This window comes from Oscillospiraceae bacterium MB24-C1 (assembly GCA_030913685.1).
Lineage (GTDB): Bacteria > Bacillota > Clostridia > Oscillospirales > Ruminococcaceae > Yanshouia.
In genome coordinates this window covers 288,266-306,556 of record CP133187.1, presented here as the reverse complement: position 1 = coordinate 306,556, position 18,291 = coordinate 288,266, and the positions used below count along the sequence as shown (strand labels likewise).

The 18,291-nt window shown below is 45.9% G+C and carries 18 protein-coding genes; 8 read left to right on the top strand and 10 right to left on the bottom strand.

Features of this window, described 5'->3' with window-relative positions:
- Positions 1–10 precede the first annotated feature (10 nt).
- Together RBH76_01530 and RBH76_01525 are read left to right on the top strand one after the other, a co-directional pair.
- Entirely contained in the window at positions 11–418 is a 408-nt protein-coding gene (locus RBH76_01530) for an RbsD/FucU family protein (GenBank protein WMJ84129.1), read from the top strand.
- Positions 418–879 (top strand): YhcH/YjgK/YiaL family protein, encoded by a 462-nt coding sequence (locus tag RBH76_01525; protein WMJ84128.1) that lies wholly within the window; start codon positions 418–420, stop codon positions 877–879. The genes RBH76_01530 and RBH76_01525 overlap by 1 nt, the downstream gene beginning before the upstream one ends.
- Positions 880–1,212: 333 nt before the next feature.
- Here the strand turns inward: RBH76_01525 and RBH76_01520 are convergent, their stop codons facing one another.
- Positions 1,213–2,394, bottom strand: a complete 1,182-nt coding sequence (locus RBH76_01520) for a VWA domain-containing protein (GenBank protein ID WMJ84127.1) — start codon at positions 2,392–2,394, stop codon at positions 1,213–1,215.
- Between the two features lie 16 nt (positions 2,395–2,410).
- A complete protein-coding gene (locus RBH76_01515; protein ID WMJ84126.1) occupies positions 2,411–3,247 on the bottom strand; it encodes a MoxR family ATPase in 837 nt (278 codons plus the stop codon).
- Between the two features lie 235 nt (positions 3,248–3,482).
- Here RBH76_01515 and RBH76_01510 point away from each other — a divergent pair, with 235 nt between their 5' ends.
- From RBH76_01510 to RBH76_01485, 6 genes are all read left to right on the top strand, one after another.
- Complete coding sequence (locus RBH76_01510; GenBank protein WMJ84125.1) at positions 3,483–4,127, top strand: aromatic acid exporter family protein; 645 nt, start codon at positions 3,483–3,485, stop codon at positions 4,125–4,127.
- A 369-nt stretch (positions 4,128–4,496) separates the two neighbouring features.
- Positions 4,497–6,041, top strand: a complete 1,545-nt coding sequence (locus tag RBH76_01505) for a carboxyl transferase domain-containing protein (GenBank protein WMJ84124.1) — start codon at positions 4,497–4,499, stop codon at positions 6,039–6,041.
- A 15-nt stretch (positions 6,042–6,056) separates the two neighbouring features.
- Positions 6,057–6,314: an OadG family protein gene (locus RBH76_01500; GenBank protein WMJ84123.1), complete on the top strand. Its 258-nt coding sequence runs from the start codon at positions 6,057–6,059 to the stop codon at positions 6,312–6,314.
- 59 nt (positions 6,315–6,373) lie between these two features.
- Entirely contained in the window at positions 6,374–6,781 is a 408-nt protein-coding gene (locus RBH76_01495; GenBank protein ID WMJ84122.1) for a biotin/lipoyl-containing protein, read from the top strand.
- A gap of 43 nt (positions 6,782–6,824) precedes the next feature.
- Positions 6,825–8,111 (top strand): sodium ion-translocating decarboxylase subunit beta, encoded by a 1,287-nt coding sequence (locus RBH76_01490; GenBank protein WMJ84121.1) that lies wholly within the window; start codon positions 6,825–6,827, stop codon positions 8,109–8,111.
- A 153-nt stretch (positions 8,112–8,264) separates the two neighbouring features.
- Entirely contained in the window at positions 8,265–9,116 is an 852-nt protein-coding gene (locus RBH76_01485) for a DegV family protein (protein WMJ84120.1), read from the top strand.
- A 187-nt stretch (positions 9,117–9,303) separates the two neighbouring features.
- On the opposite strand, the gene RBH76_01480 is transcribed toward RBH76_01485, so the two are convergent.
- The 8 genes from RBH76_01480 to RBH76_01445 all read right to left on the bottom strand — a co-directional run bounded on the left by RBH76_01480 (position 9,304) and on the right by RBH76_01445 (position 18,050).
- On the bottom strand, positions 9,304–10,302 hold the full coding sequence (locus tag RBH76_01480) for an NADH:flavin oxidoreductase (GenBank protein ID WMJ84119.1): 999 nt from the start codon (positions 10,300–10,302) through the stop codon (positions 9,304–9,306).
- Positions 10,303–10,557: 255 nt separating this feature from the next.
- Positions 10,558–11,325: a CoA-transferase gene (locus RBH76_01475; protein ID WMJ84118.1), complete on the bottom strand. Its 768-nt coding sequence runs from the start codon at positions 11,323–11,325 to the stop codon at positions 10,558–10,560.
- Complete coding sequence (gctA, locus tag RBH76_01470; GenBank protein WMJ84117.1) at positions 11,322–12,299, bottom strand: glutaconate CoA-transferase subunit A; 978 nt, start codon at positions 12,297–12,299, stop codon at positions 11,322–11,324. The genes RBH76_01475 and gctA overlap by 4 nt, the downstream gene beginning before the upstream one ends.
- Positions 12,300–12,404: 105 nt before the next feature.
- Entirely contained in the window at positions 12,405–13,772 is a 1,368-nt protein-coding gene (locus tag RBH76_01465; protein ID WMJ84116.1) for an aldehyde dehydrogenase family protein, read from the bottom strand.
- A gap of 72 nt (positions 13,773–13,844) precedes the next feature.
- The gene (locus tag RBH76_01460) at positions 13,845–14,993 is read right to left on the bottom strand and encodes an iron-containing alcohol dehydrogenase (GenBank protein ID WMJ84115.1); all 1,149 of its coding nucleotides are present in this window, start codon (positions 14,991–14,993) and stop codon (positions 13,845–13,847) included.
- A gap of 67 nt (positions 14,994–15,060) precedes the next feature.
- Positions 15,061–16,341 carry a TRAP transporter large permease gene (locus RBH76_01455; GenBank protein WMJ84114.1) on the bottom strand — a complete coding sequence of 427 codons (1,281 nt, stop codon included), beginning with the start codon at positions 16,339–16,341 and terminating at the stop codon, positions 15,061–15,063.
- A gap of 43 nt (positions 16,342–16,384) precedes the next feature.
- Complete coding sequence (locus tag RBH76_01450) at positions 16,385–16,792, bottom strand: TRAP transporter small permease (GenBank protein ID WMJ85180.1); 408 nt, start codon at positions 16,790–16,792, stop codon at positions 16,385–16,387.
- Positions 16,793–16,967: 175 nt separating this feature from the next.
- Positions 16,968–18,050, bottom strand: a complete 1,083-nt coding sequence (locus RBH76_01445; GenBank protein ID WMJ84113.1) for a DctP family TRAP transporter solute-binding subunit — start codon at positions 18,048–18,050, stop codon at positions 16,968–16,970.
- Between the last annotated feature and the right edge of the window lie 241 nt (positions 18,051–18,291).

Genomic DNA, 18,291 nt, shown 5'->3' with positions numbered 1-18,291 from the left:
GGTTGTACGCATGCGCAAACAAGGCTGTATCAACCCTGAAATTATGAAGACACTAGCCCTCTGCGGGCATGGCGACAAAATTCTGATTGCCGACGGTAACTACCCGTTGGATGCCAAATCCGGCACAGCTGAGAAGGTGTATCTGGGCGTAGCGGCAGGAATTCCGACCGTAACGCAGGTTCTGGATGCCATACTGTGCGAGATTAACGTAGAAAAAGCCGAAGTCATGTTGCCCGAGGATGGTAGCACGCCTGATATTTTCAGAGAATTTTCCGACCGCCTCAACGGTATTGCACTCGACGCCCTAGACCGCTGTGCATTTTATAATGCCTGTGGGGAAAATTGCGTCCGCCTGGCTGTTTCAACCGGCGAAAAGCGGGTATATGCCAATATTTTAATCACCGTGGGGGTAGCATAATGGTTTATGATTATCTGATAAACGCTGAAAAATACAAAGGTCTTGGCGCCGGTATCACCGCCGGGTTTGCCGCGTTGCACAGCCACGATCTGGAGTCATTGGAGCCCGGTGATTATCCCATTTTCGCCGATGATATCATCTTAAAAATACAAAGTTACAACACCAAGCCTGTTGAGCAAGCCCGTCTCGAGGCACATCGCCGTTATATCGATATTCAATATATCGTCTCTGGCGAGGAGAAAATCGCTGTGGGTGCGTTGGAGCAGGCCGGTGAAGAGCTGGAAGCGAACCCTGAAAACGACATTTGGTTCTACGCAGGCAACGCCGACACCCTGACGCTCAAGGCCGGGCAATTTGTGCTGCTCTTCCCTGGCGAGACCCACGCCCCCTGCTTGGCGGCAACGGAGTCCGCGCCGGTCAAAAAAGCGCTCATCAAAGTGGCATTGAATTACGAGCCATAAAATTGTATGTTGGGTGTGTGCGCAAGCCCAAGGCACCCAACATCTTTTCATGTAATTCCCGTTATTCTTATTCTTAAAAGCTAAAATTGCTTATATCTTTTTCTCTTTCATTTTTCTAATTCAAGGCGCCATGTGGAAGCATGGTGCCTTGAATTTTTCAGCAAAGTTTTTGAGACCGCCGTTCAGCTGTACATGTCGTCAAATAAAAAGCGCGAAAACAGCCGCCTTCTAGAAAAAACCTCACCGGAAATGTTTCCGGTGAGGTCAATATTATAATGAATTAATTTGCATTCCACTCAGTAAAACAACTGTAAAGTTTAACCCTTTACAATATTATCGATTAACCATCAGCTTTTTAAATGCAGCCTGAAGCTGTTCAATAGTCAAAACATACATGTCAAACTCATCCGAAATCATGTCGTAAGAAGCCCGATACCATGAGCCTTTTCGATAGCGCATCTCATCGGGGGTAATCCACACAATGTGCTTAAACTTCCGCTTAATTTCGTGAAGCCAATCCATACCGCTTTTTCCGTAGTAACGGTCAGTCAGCTCATATGGCGACATTTCAGCGTCGCCGAAAATGATGGTTTTATAGTTACCTGTTAGCTCTGCCAAAACACGCTCAGTTTCAATTTTGTCGTTGTAACGCATTTCGGGCGAGGTGTAAAGGTACTTACTGATACAGTTGTGAAAGTAATAAATGCGCAAATCTTTAAAGTGGTTGGACTGGTGCACTGCCGAAAAAAGCTCAGCACAGAGTCGACGGTGTTCGTCCATGGAGCCACCCGAATCCATCAGGAGCAACAGGCGCACCGAATTTTTGCGGGGGCGCTTATAAGCAATTTTCAGCTTACCTGCATTGTCGCAGGTGTCCTGTATCGTTTCATCCAAATCCAGCTCGTCACGCGGCGCATCGTCAAGGTTAGAAAACTGTCGAAGTTTGCGAAACGCCAGCTGTAACTGCCGTGGTGTGATGACTGTATCCTGCCTGAAATCAGCAAACTCTCGCTCGCCCATCACCTCAAAGGCACGACGGTGCATCGACTGCCCGCCGACGCGAATACCCGTCGGGCTATTGCCGTTGTTGCCAAACATCGACATGCCACCTGTACCGACCCAATAGCTTCCCCCATTGTGTTCCTCCTTCTGCTCAAGAAGGCGCTCAGCAAACATGCGGCGGATCTCATCAAGCTCCTTGCGCAGGTTATCGCGCGCAACATTGGGGTCATAGTTATCAGGCGTCACCGCCGGGCGGTTTAACCAGTTCAAAAGTTCCGCCGGCAGCGGCTCTTTACTTTGTTCGATGACATTTTCAAAAAACTCTAAAAATGTTTTGTGATAATCAAAATAATCGGCCTCGCTCTTGATGAGCACCGATCGGCATAGGAAATAAAACTCTGATAAACCGGAGCTTCCCATACCTTTATCCAACGCCTGCATCAGCGTCATCCACTCGTTTAACGAAACATCCAGCCCTTTTGCGCGCAACAGGGCAAAAAAAGCCGTGAACATCAGTAATATCCCCCGTTTATCGACGGATGCGGCGGGCGCGCTCCACCGTGTCCAGATCCTCGTTCTTTTTAAGCAATACGCCAGCAAACGGCAGGTCCTGTTCAATGCGCTCAGGTGCAATACCGCTGAGGGTCAGCGCGCGAATCCAGTCCACCAACTCAGAGGTAGCAGGTTTTTTTTGCAGGGCGGGCAGCTGGCGGATGCGGTAAAATGCAGCCAATGCGGCATTGAGCATGTTCTTCTCAAGGTTCGGGAAATGCACCCGAACAATGTCCGCCATCAGCTCCTGATTGGGGAATTCGATATAATGAAAAACGCAGCGGCGCAAAAAGGCGTCTGGTAGTTCCTTCTCGGCGTTGGAGGTGATGATAACCATCGGCCGCTTCTTGGCTGTGATCGTCTCGCCGGTTTCAGGAATGTGAAACTCCATACGATCAAGCTCCCAAAGAAGATCGTTGGGGAACTCGATATCGGCCTTGTCAATTTCGTCGATGAGCAGGATCACGTCTTCCTCGGCGGAGAACGCCTCTCCAAGCTTGCCCAGTTTGACGTAGCGTTTGATATCGGCTACATCTGCGCCACCGAACTGGCTGTCATACAGACGCTGTACGACGTCGTAGACATAAAGGCCATCCTGTGCCTTGGTCGTGGATTTAATATTCCAGATGACCAATCGGCGGTTTAGCGCATTGGACACCGCCTGTGCCAACATGGTCTTGCCGGTTCCCGGCTCACCTTTTATCAGCAATGGCTTCTCAAGTGCCATTGCAATATTGACAGCGCTCATCAGCTGTTCGGAGGCAACATAGTCGCCGCCGGATTCAAAACGCTTCGTCATGGTATTTTCAGACATCGGTAACCCTACTTTCTTAAGAAATCTAGAGACATTAATAATAGTAAAATATCATATTTTCAATCTCCGCGTAAACACCAAAGCAAATATTTGATGATTACAACCAATTATCGTGCAATATTTCTTATAATAACTTGATATTATGTCGAAAATTTGCTATACTGCATGCTGATATTTTCGTTAATATCCCAATAATTTCTACATACTTTACAATTGAATATGAGGTTATTTATTTATGTTATCCCAAAAGAATTCGTTATTTATTCTTCCCAAAATAGGCATGAGAAATCTTAAAACAGCCATTGCCGCCACCCTTTGCGCACTTACTTACGCGATTGTCGACCGCAATCCCACCTTTGCCTGCATGAGCGCAGTGTTTGCGATGAACACCAATTTAAAAAGCTCCGTTAAAACAGGTGGTAACCGGTTATGGGGCACCATCATAGGCGGTTTTACCGGGATGCTGTTTTTTTATCTTTTTAAGCAGTTCCCTTTGCTTTTTCCACATTCCGAGCTTCTTTCGGAATCAATCTTTCTGTTTACGGGCATTATAGTGATGATTTTAATCAGCCAGTTTTTCGGCGTGAACGATTCTATCCCTTCCGGCTCGGTTGTTTTCTATATTGTTATGCTTCTGACGCCTGACGAGGACTATATCACCTATCCGCTCAACAGAATGCTGGACACAGGTATAGGTGTTATGATGTCCATACTGGTGAACATTGCCCTGCCGCGTGAGTTGTTCGAACGCTTCATGTCAAAAAAGGCACTGGACGAAAAAATTCTGTCGTTGGAGCGGCAGCGTGAATGCATTGATCGCTCAATAGACACACATGTAGCGCAGCTTGAGGCACTAGAACGTCGCAAAAATCATTCTTGACACTTTGCTGTATACCGACGAACATACACCCATCTCGTGCAAAATCAAGCGATATATCACGATATGGGCCGTTGTCTGAAATTAGCATATATTGTTTCACTTTTGAATATGGGGTTTTATTTATCAAAACCAAGTACCGCATTTTTGGCTTATTATCCTCACTAGAGGGATGAACAGACAAAAATAATCGACAAAATATTATTCAGTTTCTTCTTGGGTTTAGTGACAATGTATGAATGTTTAACGACTATCCAATAAAGTATAGACTTTTTTTTAAATAACGTTTAAAATTAGTTGGAACGCAGCTAGAATAGTTTTGGGTTCTGCTGTGTTTTGGTGGAGAATCTTTATGAGGAGTATGAAGATTCTGTGTCGATACAAATACAAGATCTGCGCGAGAAAAAGTCTCGCATTTTTGTGGGTGGAGGAAAAAAGCGTGTTGCTAAGCAACACGAGAGTGGAAAACTGACCGCCCGTGAAAGAATTTCCCTGTTGCTGGACAAGGACAGTTTCGTCGAATTGGATGCCTTTGTCGAGCATCGTTGCACCAGCTTCGGCATGGACAGCGCTGAAATCCCCGGTGAGGGAGTTGTAACCGGGTATGGCAGCATTGACAGCCGTCTGGTCTATGTCTATGCTCAGGATTTTACCGTAATGGGCGGTTCTCTGGGCGAAATGCATGCCAGAAAGATTTGTAAAGTTTTAGATCTGGCAATCAAGATGGGCGCTCCCGTCATCGGAATGAACGATTCTGGTGGTGCCCGAATTCAAGAAGGCGTTGATGCGCTTTCAGGCTTTGGCGATATTTTTTTCCGCAATACTTTGGCGTCCGGCGTTGTACCTCAAATTTCGGTTATCATGGGCCCCTGCGCCGGCGGCGCTGTCTATTCCCCTGCTTTGACTGATTTCATATTCATGGTGGATAAAACCTCCAACATGTTTATCACCGGCCCTTCGGTTATTAAAACTGTTACGGGCGAGGATGTCTCGGCTCAGGACCTCGGGGGCGCCATCACCCATAACACCATTTCCGGTGTTGCGCAGTTTGTATATCCCAACGAGCAGGAAACCATTGCGGCTATCCGCCGTCTTATTGGCTTTTTGCCCGCAAATAACCACGAAAAGGCACCGATTGTCGCTACAAAGGACGATCCGCGTCGTTTGTGTCGCAATCTAGAAGCTATTGTGCCTGAGTCTTCCAGCAAAGCATATGACATTAAAAATGTCATTTCTGCTGTGGTGGACGATGAGAACTTCTTTGAAGTTCAAGCCTATTATGCACAAAATATCGTCACAGGTTTTGGGCGGATTAATGGGCAGACAGTCGGCATTATTGCAAACCAGCCCCGCGTCATGGCCGGCTGCCTTGATATTAATGCTTCAGACAAAGCGGGTAGATTTGTTTCAATTTGTGATAGCTTTAACATTCCGCTCGTGACGTTTGTTGATGTTCCTGGATTTTTACCGGGTATCAATCAGGAGTATGGTGGCATTATTCGTCACGGTGCAAAATTGCTGCATGCCTACTGTGAAGCTACTGTTCCAAAAGTTACCGTTGTAGTTCGTAAGGCCTACGGCGGTGCTTATATAGCCATGTGCTCCAAACATCTTGGTGCCGACATGGTGTTGGCCTGGCCAACGGCTGAAATTGCGGTTATGGGCCCCCAGGGTGCCGCAAATATTATTTTCAAGAATGATATTGAAGCATCAGCCGACCCAGCTCAAACCCGTTCGGAGAAGATCGAGGCGTACAAGGCGGAATTTTCCAATCCTTTTCAGGCCGCAAAACGCGGTTTTGTGGACGACGTGATCGAGCCTGCTGAAACGCGTATGCGCATTTCTAGTGCGCTTGCAATGCTTGCAGGCAAAAGCGAATCACGTCCAGCCAAAAAGCATGGTAACTTTCCGGTGTAAGGAGGTGTAATTACTATGGCGCCAAATTCCCCTATCGTTTTAACCCTTTTGGGCATGGGCACGGTTATGATTGTTCTAGTCTTGATTATGTTTTTGATCATTATCATGAGTAAGGTTCTTGCCCCTAAAACCGTTCCGGTTGCCCCCACCGCCCCTTCCGCTCCCTCCTACAACAAGGAAGAAGAAGAAACCCTTGCTGTCATTTTGGCCGCTGTTTCCAATATGCTTGGAACTAAAAATATCGGCAGTATCAACGTTAAACCAAAAGCCTAACCTGCCGACGGGTTACGTACGTTATCAACACATCTCAAGATTTGGAGTGAATTGTTTTAATGAAGAAGTTTAATGTTACTGTTAACGGTAAGGCCTATGAAGTTGAAGTAGAGGAAGTTAACGGCTCCGCAGCAGCACCTGTTGTCCGCGCTGCCGCTCCCGTTGCTCCTGCGGCTCCTGTTGCCGCTCCCAAGGCTGCTCCTGCGCCCGCTGCCGCACCTGCCCCTAAGGCTGCAGCACCCGTTTCTGCTGGCGCAAACACCATTACTGCGCCCATGAGCGGCACTATCTTCAAGAACCTTGTTAAGCCCGGCGATGCTGTTAAGAACGGTCAGGTTGTGCTGGTCCTTGAAGCAATGAAAATGGAAAATGAAATCTTTGCCCCCTGCGACGGCACTGTTTCGGAAGTTCGTGTTTCTGAGGGCTCTGCCGTTCAGCCCGGCGATGTTCTTGTTGTAATCGCCTAAGACTGCAGGAAACCAAAGTTTACAAAAGATTTGAGGTAATAACGTGGCTGAAGCTATTATAAATTTTCTAAGAGGTACTGGTTTTTACAATATCTCTTGGCAGCAGGCGGTTATGATTCTCGTCTCATTCGTTTTGATGTATCTTGCTATTGTCAAAAAGTATGAGCCGCTTCTTTTGCTGCCGATCGCATTTGGTATGTTTTTAGCAAATTTCCCCCTTGGCGGCGTCAACGATCTGCCCAGTGAATCCCTGCGTTATCTTGCTACCGTGCCCGAAATGCTAAAAGGCAATGATTTAACCGCGCAGTTTAGTTCTATGATCGTATCGGGCGAGCATCTTGTGCAGCGCGCTGTTGAAAGCGGCGCTGAGATATATGCCGCAAAGAGCAACTATGGTGGCCTGCTCTATTATCTGGGCCGCGGTGTTAAGCTTGGCATCTACCCGCCCCTGATCTTTATGGGCATCGGCGCAATGACCGACTTTGCTCCCCTGATCTCCAACCCCAAGAGCGTTCTGCTCGGCGGCGCTGCGCAGGTTGGCATCTTCGGTGCTTATATCGGCGCTTCTCTGATGGGCTTTACCCCGCAGGAAGCTGGTTCTATCGGCATTATCGGTGGTGCTGACGGTCCTACTGCATTGTACCTGACTGCTAAGCTTGCAGATCACCTGCTTGGACCGATTGCCGTTGCAGCTTATTCCTACATGGCGCTGGTGCCTGTTATTCAGCCGCCGATCATGAAGGCGCTGACCACCAAAAAAGAGCGTAATATTGTCATGAGCATGGGCAGCATGCGCCCCGTTTCCAAGACCGAGAAGATTGTCTTCCCGATTGCGGTTACTACGCTGGTTGGTCTTATTTTGCCCTCCACTGTGCCGCTACTCGGCATGCTGATGTTTGGCAACCTGATGAAGGAATCCGGTGTTGTTGAGCGTATCAATAAAACTGCTCAGAACGAATTGATGAACATCGTCACCATTTTCCTTGGTATTTCTGTTGGCTCCACTGCTACTGCTGAGGCGTTCTTGAACGCCAAGACACTGGGTATCATGATTATGGGTATTACTGCGTTTGCAGTTGGTACCGCTGGTGGCGTGTTGCTTGCAAAACTGATGAACGTTATAAGCGTTTCTATGGGTGGCAAACCCGTTAACCCCCTGATCGGCTCTGCAGGCGTTTCCGCTGTTCCTATGGCGGCACGCGTGTCACAGGTCGTTGGTCAGAAAGAAAACCCCTCCAACTTCTTGCTCATGCACGCCATGGGTCCGAACGTTGCTGGTGTTATTGGCTCTGCTATTGCAGCCGGTATCCTGCTTTCTGTCCTTGGCTAAACTGAACAGTACATTTAAAAGGCATTGGATCTCGCGTCCAATGCCTTTTATTACTTTATGACGTCAATGCGACCGAAATGGTTACTTGATTTAATTGACATATTATCACTATTTTTTTATAATAAAGTTAAATATCTTATTTGGAGTATGAAGATGAATCATAAAATTGCACTGCTCACCGATTCCTGCTCAGATGTTCCAAAGCCTTATGTTGAAAAATATGGCATGTTTGTTGTTCCGTTAATGATCCAATACAGCTATGGCCACTTCAGAGATGGCGTTGACATCACTGCACAAGAGGTGTACGATCGCTTTGAGCAAGAGGTGCCTAAAACATCTCTACCCTCCGGAGAAACAATTGCACAGGCCCTGCAGAACATCTGTGACATGGGTTATGATCAGGTGATTATTGTGACCATTTCAAGCGGCCTGAGCGGTACGCACAATATGTTAACCGTCATGGCCAAGGAATTTCCGCAGCTGGATTGCCGTATCATCGACACTAAAAATATCGGTATCGCCTCTGGTTTAACGGCGATACGTGCGGGACAACTTATTGAACAAGGCCTCTCTCTTGACGAAATTGAAAATGCCCTGCTCAAGGCAGTAGAAAACGCTCGAGTCTTTTTTTGTGTATCTACGCTGGAATATCTGAAAAAGGGCGGCAGAATTGGCCTTGTTTCGGCCACAATGGGCTCACTACTGGGCATTCTACCGGTGATATCTTGCAATGAAGAGGGCGTCTACTACACCGTGAAAAAGGCCAGAGGCCGCAAGGCTGTGCTGGATAGCGCCATTTCACTTGCCTTCGATTTTTTATCTAAAAGCGAAAAATATATTATTGCCGTTGTGCATGGCGGTGCCGAGCAAGAAGCACAACAGGTCGGCGAAAAAATCAAGACGCTATTGCCTAATTATACCGACTACATTACAGGTCAGATCAGCCCTGCACTTGTCGTTCACACCGGCCCAGGGCTTATCGGCATCTGCATACAGCGGCTGTAACAACTATTCTAGATAAAGTACCTAAAAATGCCTATGTAAAGGTTCATGACCTTTACATAGGCATTTTTTAGCCTTGCAGAATTGAGCAAAGCTAACTGACATTTCTTCGGTATCTCTTGAAAGGTTCTAGCAATATACTCTTGAAGGGCTGATGTTTTTGATTTTCTATTAAAACATATCGGCAATTTTAAAGCACACTGGTCATTGCTTTTAGCGCCCAGCCAGAATCCTGTAAAATGGCTCGTCCGACGCCGATAATATCCGCACAATCCCTTTGCAAAAGCATTTCTGCATCACAGGCGTGTTTAACACCACCCGCCACCATTACAGGAATGGATACAGCTTTTTTGACAGCCTGCGACCACTCTGAAAAATAACCTGGGCTGTCAACGCTTGGAAGTGTATACCGGCACATACCTCCAGAAATATCGAGCATGTTGATACCCGCCCGTTCAAAAATACACGCTGCCGTAATACTATCCTCCAGGCTCAGTCCACCCTCCATAAAATCGGTTGCCCCGAGACGGAGAAAAATAGGATAATCCACGCCAACAACATTGCGAACTGCTTGGATCACTTCCAGATGTATGCGCACCCTGCCTTCAATCTTTCCACCGTATTCGTCAATTCGCTTGTTGGTGAGAGGCGATAAAAATTGATTCAGCAAATAACCGTGACAGGAGTGTATCTCTACGCCGTCGAAACCCGCCTGTTTACCCCTAGCCGCAGCTGCCGCGAAATCCTGCACGATCTTTTGAATTTCCTCGCGCGTCAATTCTCGTGGCATTTCCAACTCTCGCTTTGAGGGATTGATAACAGCCGAGGGGCCTACAGGCTGCGTACCTATGGCGCTTTGCGTCGTGGCACTTCCGGCATGATTGAGCTGTAAGATAACAGGAGTACTATTCCGGTGAATAATATCGCAAAGGCGGCGCAAATCGCAAACAACAGTATCATCCGCCGCAGAAAGCTGATTGGGGCTGGCTTTGCCATCGGCAGAAACAAAGCAGTGTTCTGTAATAACCATGCCCAAATATCCGCCGCGCGTTTTTTCGTCATAATACTGCAAAAGAGAAGGCGTCACTCGCCCATCTGTTTCAGCCTTAAAAGTCGCCATAGCAGGCATTACCAATCTGTTTTTCAAATGAAGCGTTCCTACGGTAATCGGCATTGTTAAGCAGGACATTTTATCATCCCATTTCCTAAAATAGTTAGCAGCTTCAATCTCCATATTCTTTATTATATCACTTTTCGGCGATGCGTCAATTTTATGTAGATTGTAAAAACCACTTTCACATCACACACAAAATAGATTTAACGTAAGGTGAAAAGTATTGGATTTATCCTACCCTGTTAAATAGTTTAAGAGCTGCTTATGCAATTCCCCTACTGAAAAGCATCCTTTAAAGTATATTGCAAGAAAGGGATAATCACCTATATATTAAAGAAATATACGGTCAGGATCAATCTTATGCAGCATACGAATCGCTATCGTATCAGGATCGGGAAGTTTTATAGCTCTTGATACATCAATTTCAAACGACGTATTATCTATGACCTCTTGCGGATTGGTAAACGAATAATAACCATACAGGTACATTTTCTTGGTTTGATCATCGAACTTCATTACGCCCAAATCAGAGACGACTGCCATTGGTCCGCGATTTGTTGGTAGGCCACATTTTGCTCTACCTTCCGGGCCATCAAGCCAGCCGGGACTAGTTATATAAGACATTTCGTTTACAAAGCGGCGCTTTTCATGCTTCATCATGATAATAGTATTGACAAACGAGGCAATGCCGTTAGCGCCCCCACTTCCAGGGAATCTGGTTTTAGGCTTGTAATAATCTCCTATGCTGGTCGCGGAAACATTTCCATAGATGTCTACGGCTGCACCACCGATAAAACCTATCAGTCTCTGGCTGTTATTTTTTAATTCATTTGCCTGAAAGCCCAGATAACGAAAAGGCGGACAAGTTACAGCGCAATGCGCCATTGAACGCAAGTCACTGACGCTCCGCGGGATTTCGATAGACGGATTAAAGTCCATCAAACCGCTTTCTACAAGCAATGTGCAACTAGGTTGAAAAGCTTTTTTTGCCATGATTGCGCCAACGAGCGGAAGTCCAGTTCCCACAATAACAACCTGATCCTTTTGGATCATCCGCGCAATGGTATAGGCTTGTATTTCAGATTTTGTAAAAATCATTTGTCTGCCTCCTCTTGCGCCAAAACATCATCATCAACATGATACCCGATCCCGGGTACTATCTTAAGATCAAGCAGCCTGGTGGCCCCAAGTTTGTTAAGATACCCATTGTGATCTTTGACATCCATAATCCATTCCTTTATAAAGTCTTGGAATGTGTCGTCGGATTTCCCTGCTATATCATAATCAATATAGAATTCTTTATCATAATCATAATAATCGTATACTTGTGAGGGATGTGCACCATAAGGGAGGTGTACCACGGCGTCGACAACAATGCCGGGTATTGTATTCAAACCGGGCTCCCTGCGAATAACGTCGTTTGGCACCAGTTCTTCACAGGTGACTATAGTGCGTTTGGAGCCAAAAGCCAGATCCACATCATGGTAGGTATCCCCCAAAATGCGGCAGGTGCCGTCCGGCGAAGCCATCTGCACATGGATGATCGCCAAATCAATTTCAGGTACAGGTAGAAGCATCAGCTTTTCGCCCGATTTAAAGGGATTTTCTTGAATGATATACTTCGCATCAGGCAGCTTTTCGATACTTTTTCGTTTTTCAGCGCTGATTCCCCATTCCTTTTCCAAACCAGAACCAAGCATCATTTTAACTGGTACATACTCAAGCCCAAGCGCCGCACCATGAAACATCATCATGGCCGCGTCCTGAGAGTAATCCTCAAACAGCAGCCTCCCCTCTTGGATAGCTGCTCTGAAGCGGCAGCTAACATTGGAGAATCGAGGATTGGCGGTATAACAATTGATGTAAGCCTTAACTCGCTCCATACCAATCAGCATATCCCAGTCGCTTCCGGCAGGCCCACCTTCGCCGATAAAATCTGTCTTTCCTTGGCGAATAATTTCGCAAATAGCAGCAAGCGGCTTTCTACTGGTCGTAAATCCGCCTATGGCCATGTGGTCGCCGTCATGAACATACTTTGATACTGCCTCTTCCAGCGTGTATACTTTGTTCATATTCTCATCTTTCCTTTTGTATCTATTTCCTATTTGTTGCACGGCTCCGCTCAAAACGGAGCGGAACCGCACAACAAATAAGAGAAACGGAGGGGCATAAGATTATTAACACGCCCAGATTTCTTCATCCGTAGGGATAACGACATCCTTTTGGCGGTATGCAATACGGCTAACATTCATGAGATGATGATACCAAAGGTTTTCGCTGATGGAGTTGTTACCCCATGTTCCGCAGCCCAAAGTGGTCGTAGGATTGAGCCCATTATCCAATGCGCCACCCAGCGCTGTACCGCCGACCTGATTGACCGCATAACGCGAGCAGGAAATACGGGTCGGAACATATTCGATATGATCTTTGTTATTAGAATGAATCACAACACTATGTCCCATGCCTTCTACTGCGAGATTAGCGCGCGCAATTTCGACGCCTTCTTCCCATGTGTCATAGCAGAATACGGCGAGAACCGGGAAAAGCTTCTCTTTAGCGAGAACGTCATCAAGGCCATATCCCTTGGTTTTGCTGACGATGACGCGTGTACCTTTAGGAATGGAAAGACCGGTCAGCTCGGCAATCTTTTCAATGCTAGCGCCCGGGAAGTCTTTATTAAGTCTTCCACCAGGGAAAGCGCAGTCGCGAAGAATCTGTGCTTCCTCTTCATTATCTATGTAATAAGCGCCATTATCCTTTAAAGCAGCAATCATCTCGGCTTCTTTTGAGCGAGGTACAATGACATTCTGTTCACAGGTGCAAAGTATGCCGTTATCAAATGTGCGGCCTGCAACCACCATTTTTGCAACTTCTGCGATATCGACATCGTTATCGATAATTACCTGTACGTTGCCCTGCCCAACACCCAGCGCCGGCTTGCTACTGGAATAAGCGGCCTTGACCATACTCGGGCCACCTGTCGCAATGCAAATATCGGTCTCACTCATCAGCCCGGCGGAAAGCTCCAGTGTAGGCTCGGGAATAATCTGAATCAGATTATCAGGCATGCCCAGCTCTTTGAGCGCAGCATTCATTAGTTCAACTGTTTTGACGCCGACCTTTTTAGCTCTGGGATGGGGGCAAATGATAATAGCGTTGCCGCACTTAAGGCTCATCATGGAGTTATGCATTGGAGTGATAACGGGATTGGTGGTAGGGGTGATCGCGCCGACGACGCCTATGGGAATCGCAACCTTTACGATGCCAGTTTTTTCATCACGGTCAATAATACCGCGGCTTTTCTCGTCCTTAATGCGATACCAGACGGACTTAGATTTTCCCATGCACTTTCCGATTTTGCTTTCGTAGTCTCCCATGCCGGTTTCATCCACAGCCATGCGTGCCAGCATTTGTGCATTGTCGTACACAACCTTGCCAATTGCGCAGACAGCCTTGTCCACTATCTCCTGGGGATAGGTTTCAAAAATCTTCTGAGCCGCACGTGCAGCTTCAACTAACGACGCAAGATATTCCTGGGTATTCATATGGTACCTTCCTTTAAAAATAAAAAATTTTTATAATAATGCATGTATTGAATATAAGACACTTAATTCATTTTAAAGGGCCTTGGTATAAAGCGCCTCAACATCTTTTAAAGTGGTTTGTCTAGGATTTACGGCAACGTTGCCACTCTTCATTGCATCAATGGCCATTAGCGGAATTTTGTCTTCGGTAACACCGACCTCTGAAAGTGACGCCGGTATACCCAAATCCTTATTAAGCTGCCTTAACGCATCCGCCAACATCTTGGGGGTAAAATCTTTTTCTTCTATCTTCTTTTCGGCTACGTAATTATAAACCACGTAATATCTGCCTTTATCCGCCAACGCGTTATATTCGACAATCGTGGGCAATAAAATAGCGTTGGCCACACCGTGTGCCACATGGAAATAGCCGCTGACCGGATGGCTCATGGCATGCACATTGCCAAGCTTTGCCCAAGAGAATGCAAGTCCGGCAAAGGTACACCCAAGCATCATTGCACAGGCTGCTTCGTCGTCGTCGCGTGAAGCAATAAATCTGCGGATATTTCCCCCGATAAGCTCCATCGCCTTTTCAGCCATAGCGTCAGTAAAGGGATTCGCTATTTTCGAGACATAGGCCTCTTCGGCGTGAATAAAAGCATCTATCCCGCAGGCAGCGGCAACATGTGCCGGAAGAGTCGTAATCAGTGACGGGTCGAGAATTGCATGATCCGGAAAAAGGTAGTAGCTAATTACGGCCATTTTGTAATTTCTTGCTTCATCGGTAATGACGGAGGACGCCGTAACCTCACTTCCGGTACCGGCAGTGGTAGGAATGGCAATCAGTGGAACAATGGGTCCGGGAACCTTTTGGGCACCTTCATAATCGGTGATTTCTCCACCGTATTTGGCTAAAACTCCTACAGCCTTCGCAACATCCATCGGGCTGCCGCCACCAAGCGCGATAATGCAATCTGCGCCAGAGCTTTTATAGCCTTGAGCCGCGTCGTTAACAATATCCACAGTCGGATTGGGGATTACATCCAAATACTCGTGGCAAGCAATGCCCGAATCGGAAATGATCTTGACAATACGGTCAACCACACCCGCATTTTTAAGTCCGCGGTCTGAAATAAGATAAACTGAGCGGCTGGTACAAGTTTCTAAAATACTTGGGAGCTGTTCTAACGCTGCCATACCAAAAATAATGTTTTGCGGAACCCTAAAATTAAAATTTTTCAAAGTATATCACGTTCCTTTTGTAATGCAGTCAGCTGTACCGATTTTTATCATCGGCGCATTAGTCCTATCATAATAATCTTACAAGAAAAAGAGAAATCTCCGGAATATAGCTTACCAGCATCAAAACAGCTATCAATCCTATGAAAAACGGAATGACATATTTGACCTGTTCGCCAAAATTGACGCGCTTATCGAGACCATTCGCAACAAACAAATTAATACCCAGCGGCGGTGTGACCAATCCCATCGTCATATTCATAACTAGTATGACGCCAAACTGGATGGGGTCTATACCCAACTCCATTATGAGTGGGAATAAAATCGGGGTATAAATAAAGGTTGATGCCGTTGTTTCCATAAAGCAGCCATTGATAAGCAAAATGACATTGATCAGCAGTAAAATAACAACCCAATTGTCTGTCAAACTGAGAACCAGCCGGGACAGCTTAGCGGGCACCTGCTGCGTTGTGATTATGTTGCTGAATGCATTGGCTGTCGCAACAATGAATAAAATCATGGCGGAGGTATTGACCGCTTCAAACGAAATATCATACATGTCCTTTATTTTAATGCCTTTATAAACAAAGCAGGCAACTAAAAATCCATAGACACAAGCGACCGCAGCTGCCTCAGTGGGAGTAAACAAACCACCGTAAATGCCGCCTAAAATAATAACAGGCATGAGAATTGCCCATATTGCGTTTTTAAGTGCCGACAAAACCGATTTTACATCTATCCCCTTTTTTCTTGTGCCCCAGCCGTATTTACGTGCATAAATGCTAACCATAACGCACAAAACAACGCCCATTAGAACACCCGGTATCACACCCGCCGCAAATAGCTCGCTGACCGATTCGCCGGTGATCAACGCATAGTTAACAAACGGAATGCTTGGCGGAATGATGCAACCGATAACGCCGCCACTGGCAGCGACCGCTGCGGAAAATCCGCCCGGATAACCATCGTCAATCATTGCTGGGACCATAATTCCGCCTATGGCCGCAACAGTTGCGGGCGCTGAGCCAGAAATAGCCGCAAAAAACATACAGGCAATGACGGTAACGATACCAAGAGAACCGGGTATCCATCCAAAAGCCTCATAGCTCAAATCAACAATTTGCTTGGAAATGCCACCCTTGCCCATAATGACGCCGGCCAAAACAAACAGTGGAATGGCCAGCAGCGTTGTGGAATCTATCGCGGTAACCATTTTTTGTGCTACTAAAAATAACTGTGCCATATTGCCGCCTGCCGCAATAGCTGCCAGTGAAGAAACTCCTATACTGACAGCAATCGGCACGCCAATAAACATCAGTACAATCAACGAAAAAAACAGAGTTGCTATCATAACATCACCTATCTATGTAGAATTAATGGAAAGCGTATCGCACTTATTCGCGCGGCATAAGATAAGTCTTATGTTTAAAAATCTGAAGTAGGATCTGCAAAATAGAAAACACCGCGCATACGGGAATGATACTGTAAATCATATACATCGGCACACGCAGAGCGGCGGATGCCTGATGACTCCTGGCAACTTTTTCGACAAGTATGTACCCATAATGCGCAATCAAAGCCATGAAAGTAATTGAAATGATATCTGCCAATAATCTAAAATATTTTCGGGTTTTTTCCGGAAACAATTTTTCGACAAAAATAGTTACACCAATATGTGTTCCGTATCTCCAGCCGGCCGCCGTACCCAAAAACGCCATGTAAACGCACATATATCGCAATATTTCATCGCCCCAGTTAAAAGAGAACCCAAACACATATCGCAAAACGACATTCATGGTCATAATGACTGCTAAGCACATCATCAAAACGCTGGAGCAGAATTTTGTAAATCGCGTTTTGTCAATAAAATCGATTATATGCTTCATAGTAAGTTTTTCCTTTCGAACAAGGTGAAAGTCTGCATATTCTAGGAACACGTTACACGCTTATTATGTAACGTGTTCCCCTGTATGAATTTTAACTGGCCTTTGCTTCTTGAACAGCCTTGATATAAGCATCTACAAGCTCGTCGCCAACCTTTTCACGAATCATGTCTTCCACATTAGCAGTTGCGTCAATAAACAGCTGCTTCTGTTCATCAGTGGGCGTATAAACCTGAAGTCCGGTCTCTTTCTTCATAATCTCAAGATATTCTTGGTCGTTTTGTGCGTTCAGTTCGCGCTCGTACTGACAGAATTTACGTGCATATTCTTGTACCATCACCTGAAGATCTTCCGGAAGGCTGTTCCATGCGTCATTACTCATGACAACAATATAAGGATCGTAGATATGGGGCAGATAGGTCATATGATTAATAACTTCGTTGAAGCCCATTGAATAGGTCAAAGCAACACCATTCTCCTGACCATCCACCGTACCCTGTTGCAATGCCGTATATAGCTCAGAAAAAGCAACCGGGGTTGCAGAAGCCCCTAAATCGTTGACAATTTTCATATGTATATCGTTTTCCTGTGTTCTTATCTTCAGACCTTTCATGTCATTTGGAACTTGTATTTCCCGCTTGGAGTTTGAGAACATTCTAAGGCTGTTCTCTGCCCAGCCCAGGAACTTCCATGACACATCTTTTTCGGTCTGCTCGCCCAGCATTTGGCCAAACTCTCCGTCGTAAACCTTCCAACCTACTTCACGTTCATCAATTTGGTATGGAATTGAAGCAACATAAAGCGATTGGCTAAAGTTAGTAACAACACCACTGGAAATGATGCCAAAATCAACAGTGCCAAGCACAATTCCTTCAAGAATTTCACGCTCTGCACCCAACTGAGAAGCTGGGTAATGCTCTATTTCAATTCGCCCGTCAGATGCTTCAGAAAGCTCTTGGATCATTCTTTCGGTCGCCACAGCCAAACGGTCATTAGTAGAAGAGGAATGCGCCCATTTAAATGTATATACTTTATCATTTGAGGTGCTGGCACTTTCTTGAGCACTGCCAGAATTGGCGACACTGGATCCAGTAGAACTGCTGCAAGCAACTAAAGAAGAGACTACTATAATTGCGAGTATGCTCTGTATCAACTTGCGGCTAAATATTTTTTTCATAATCTATCTTCCTTTCCCTTACTATCCTTTGAACTATACCGTTTATTTCGCCCGCATATTCTATGCCAAAAACTTGATTAAACCCCTCCCTTTGTTTTACATTAGCGATATGCAAACGAATTAAAACCAACTCAATACGCATGTGAGAAATTTTTCCATCTTATGGCATATATTTGTTATTTTATTATATAATTATAGTCATTTTTGTTTATTTTTTACATCTTATCATCAGACCTTTTTT

Coding starts and splice junctions, on each gene's coding strand:
- RBH76_01530 (WMJ84129.1), top strand. CDS start 11: ATGCGCAAACAAGGCTGTATCAACCCTGAAATTATGAAGACACTAGCC.
- RBH76_01525 (WMJ84128.1), top strand. CDS start 418: ATGGTTTATGATTATCTGATAAACGCTGAAAAATACAAAGGTCTTGGC.
- RBH76_01520 (WMJ84127.1), bottom strand. CDS start 2,394: ATGTTCACGGCTTTTTTTGCCCTGTTGCGCGCAAAAGGGCTGGATGTT.
- RBH76_01515 (WMJ84126.1), bottom strand. CDS start 3,247: ATGTCTGAAAATACCATGACGAAGCGTTTTGAATCCGGCGGCGACTAT.
- RBH76_01510 (WMJ84125.1), top strand. CDS start 3,483: ATGTTATCCCAAAAGAATTCGTTATTTATTCTTCCCAAAATAGGCATG.
- RBH76_01500 (WMJ84123.1), top strand. CDS start 6,057: ATGGCGCCAAATTCCCCTATCGTTTTAACCCTTTTGGGCATGGGCACG.
- RBH76_01495 (WMJ84122.1), top strand. CDS start 6,374: ATGAAGAAGTTTAATGTTACTGTTAACGGTAAGGCCTATGAAGTTGAA.
- RBH76_01485 (WMJ84120.1), top strand. CDS start 8,265: ATGAATCATAAAATTGCACTGCTCACCGATTCCTGCTCAGATGTTCCA.
- RBH76_01480 (WMJ84119.1), bottom strand. CDS start 10,302: ATGTCCTGCTTAACAATGCCGATTACCGTAGGAACGCTTCATTTGAAA.
- RBH76_01475 (WMJ84118.1), bottom strand. CDS start 11,325: ATGATTTTTACAAAATCTGAAATACAAGCCTATACCATTGCGCGGATG.
- gctA (WMJ84117.1), bottom strand. CDS start 12,299: ATGAACAAAGTATACACGCTGGAAGAGGCAGTATCAAAGTATGTTCAT.
- RBH76_01465 (WMJ84116.1), bottom strand. CDS start 13,772: ATGAATACCCAGGAATATCTTGCGTCGTTAGTTGAAGCTGCACGTGCG.
- RBH76_01455 (WMJ84114.1), bottom strand. CDS start 16,341: ATGATAGCAACTCTGTTTTTTTCGTTGATTGTACTGATGTTTATTGGC.
- RBH76_01450 (WMJ85180.1), bottom strand. CDS start 16,792: ATGACCATGAATGTCGTTTTGCGATATGTGTTTGGGTTCTCTTTTAAC.
- RBH76_01445 (WMJ84113.1), bottom strand. CDS start 18,050: ATGAAAAAAATATTTAGCCGCAAGTTGATACAGAGCATACTCGCAATT.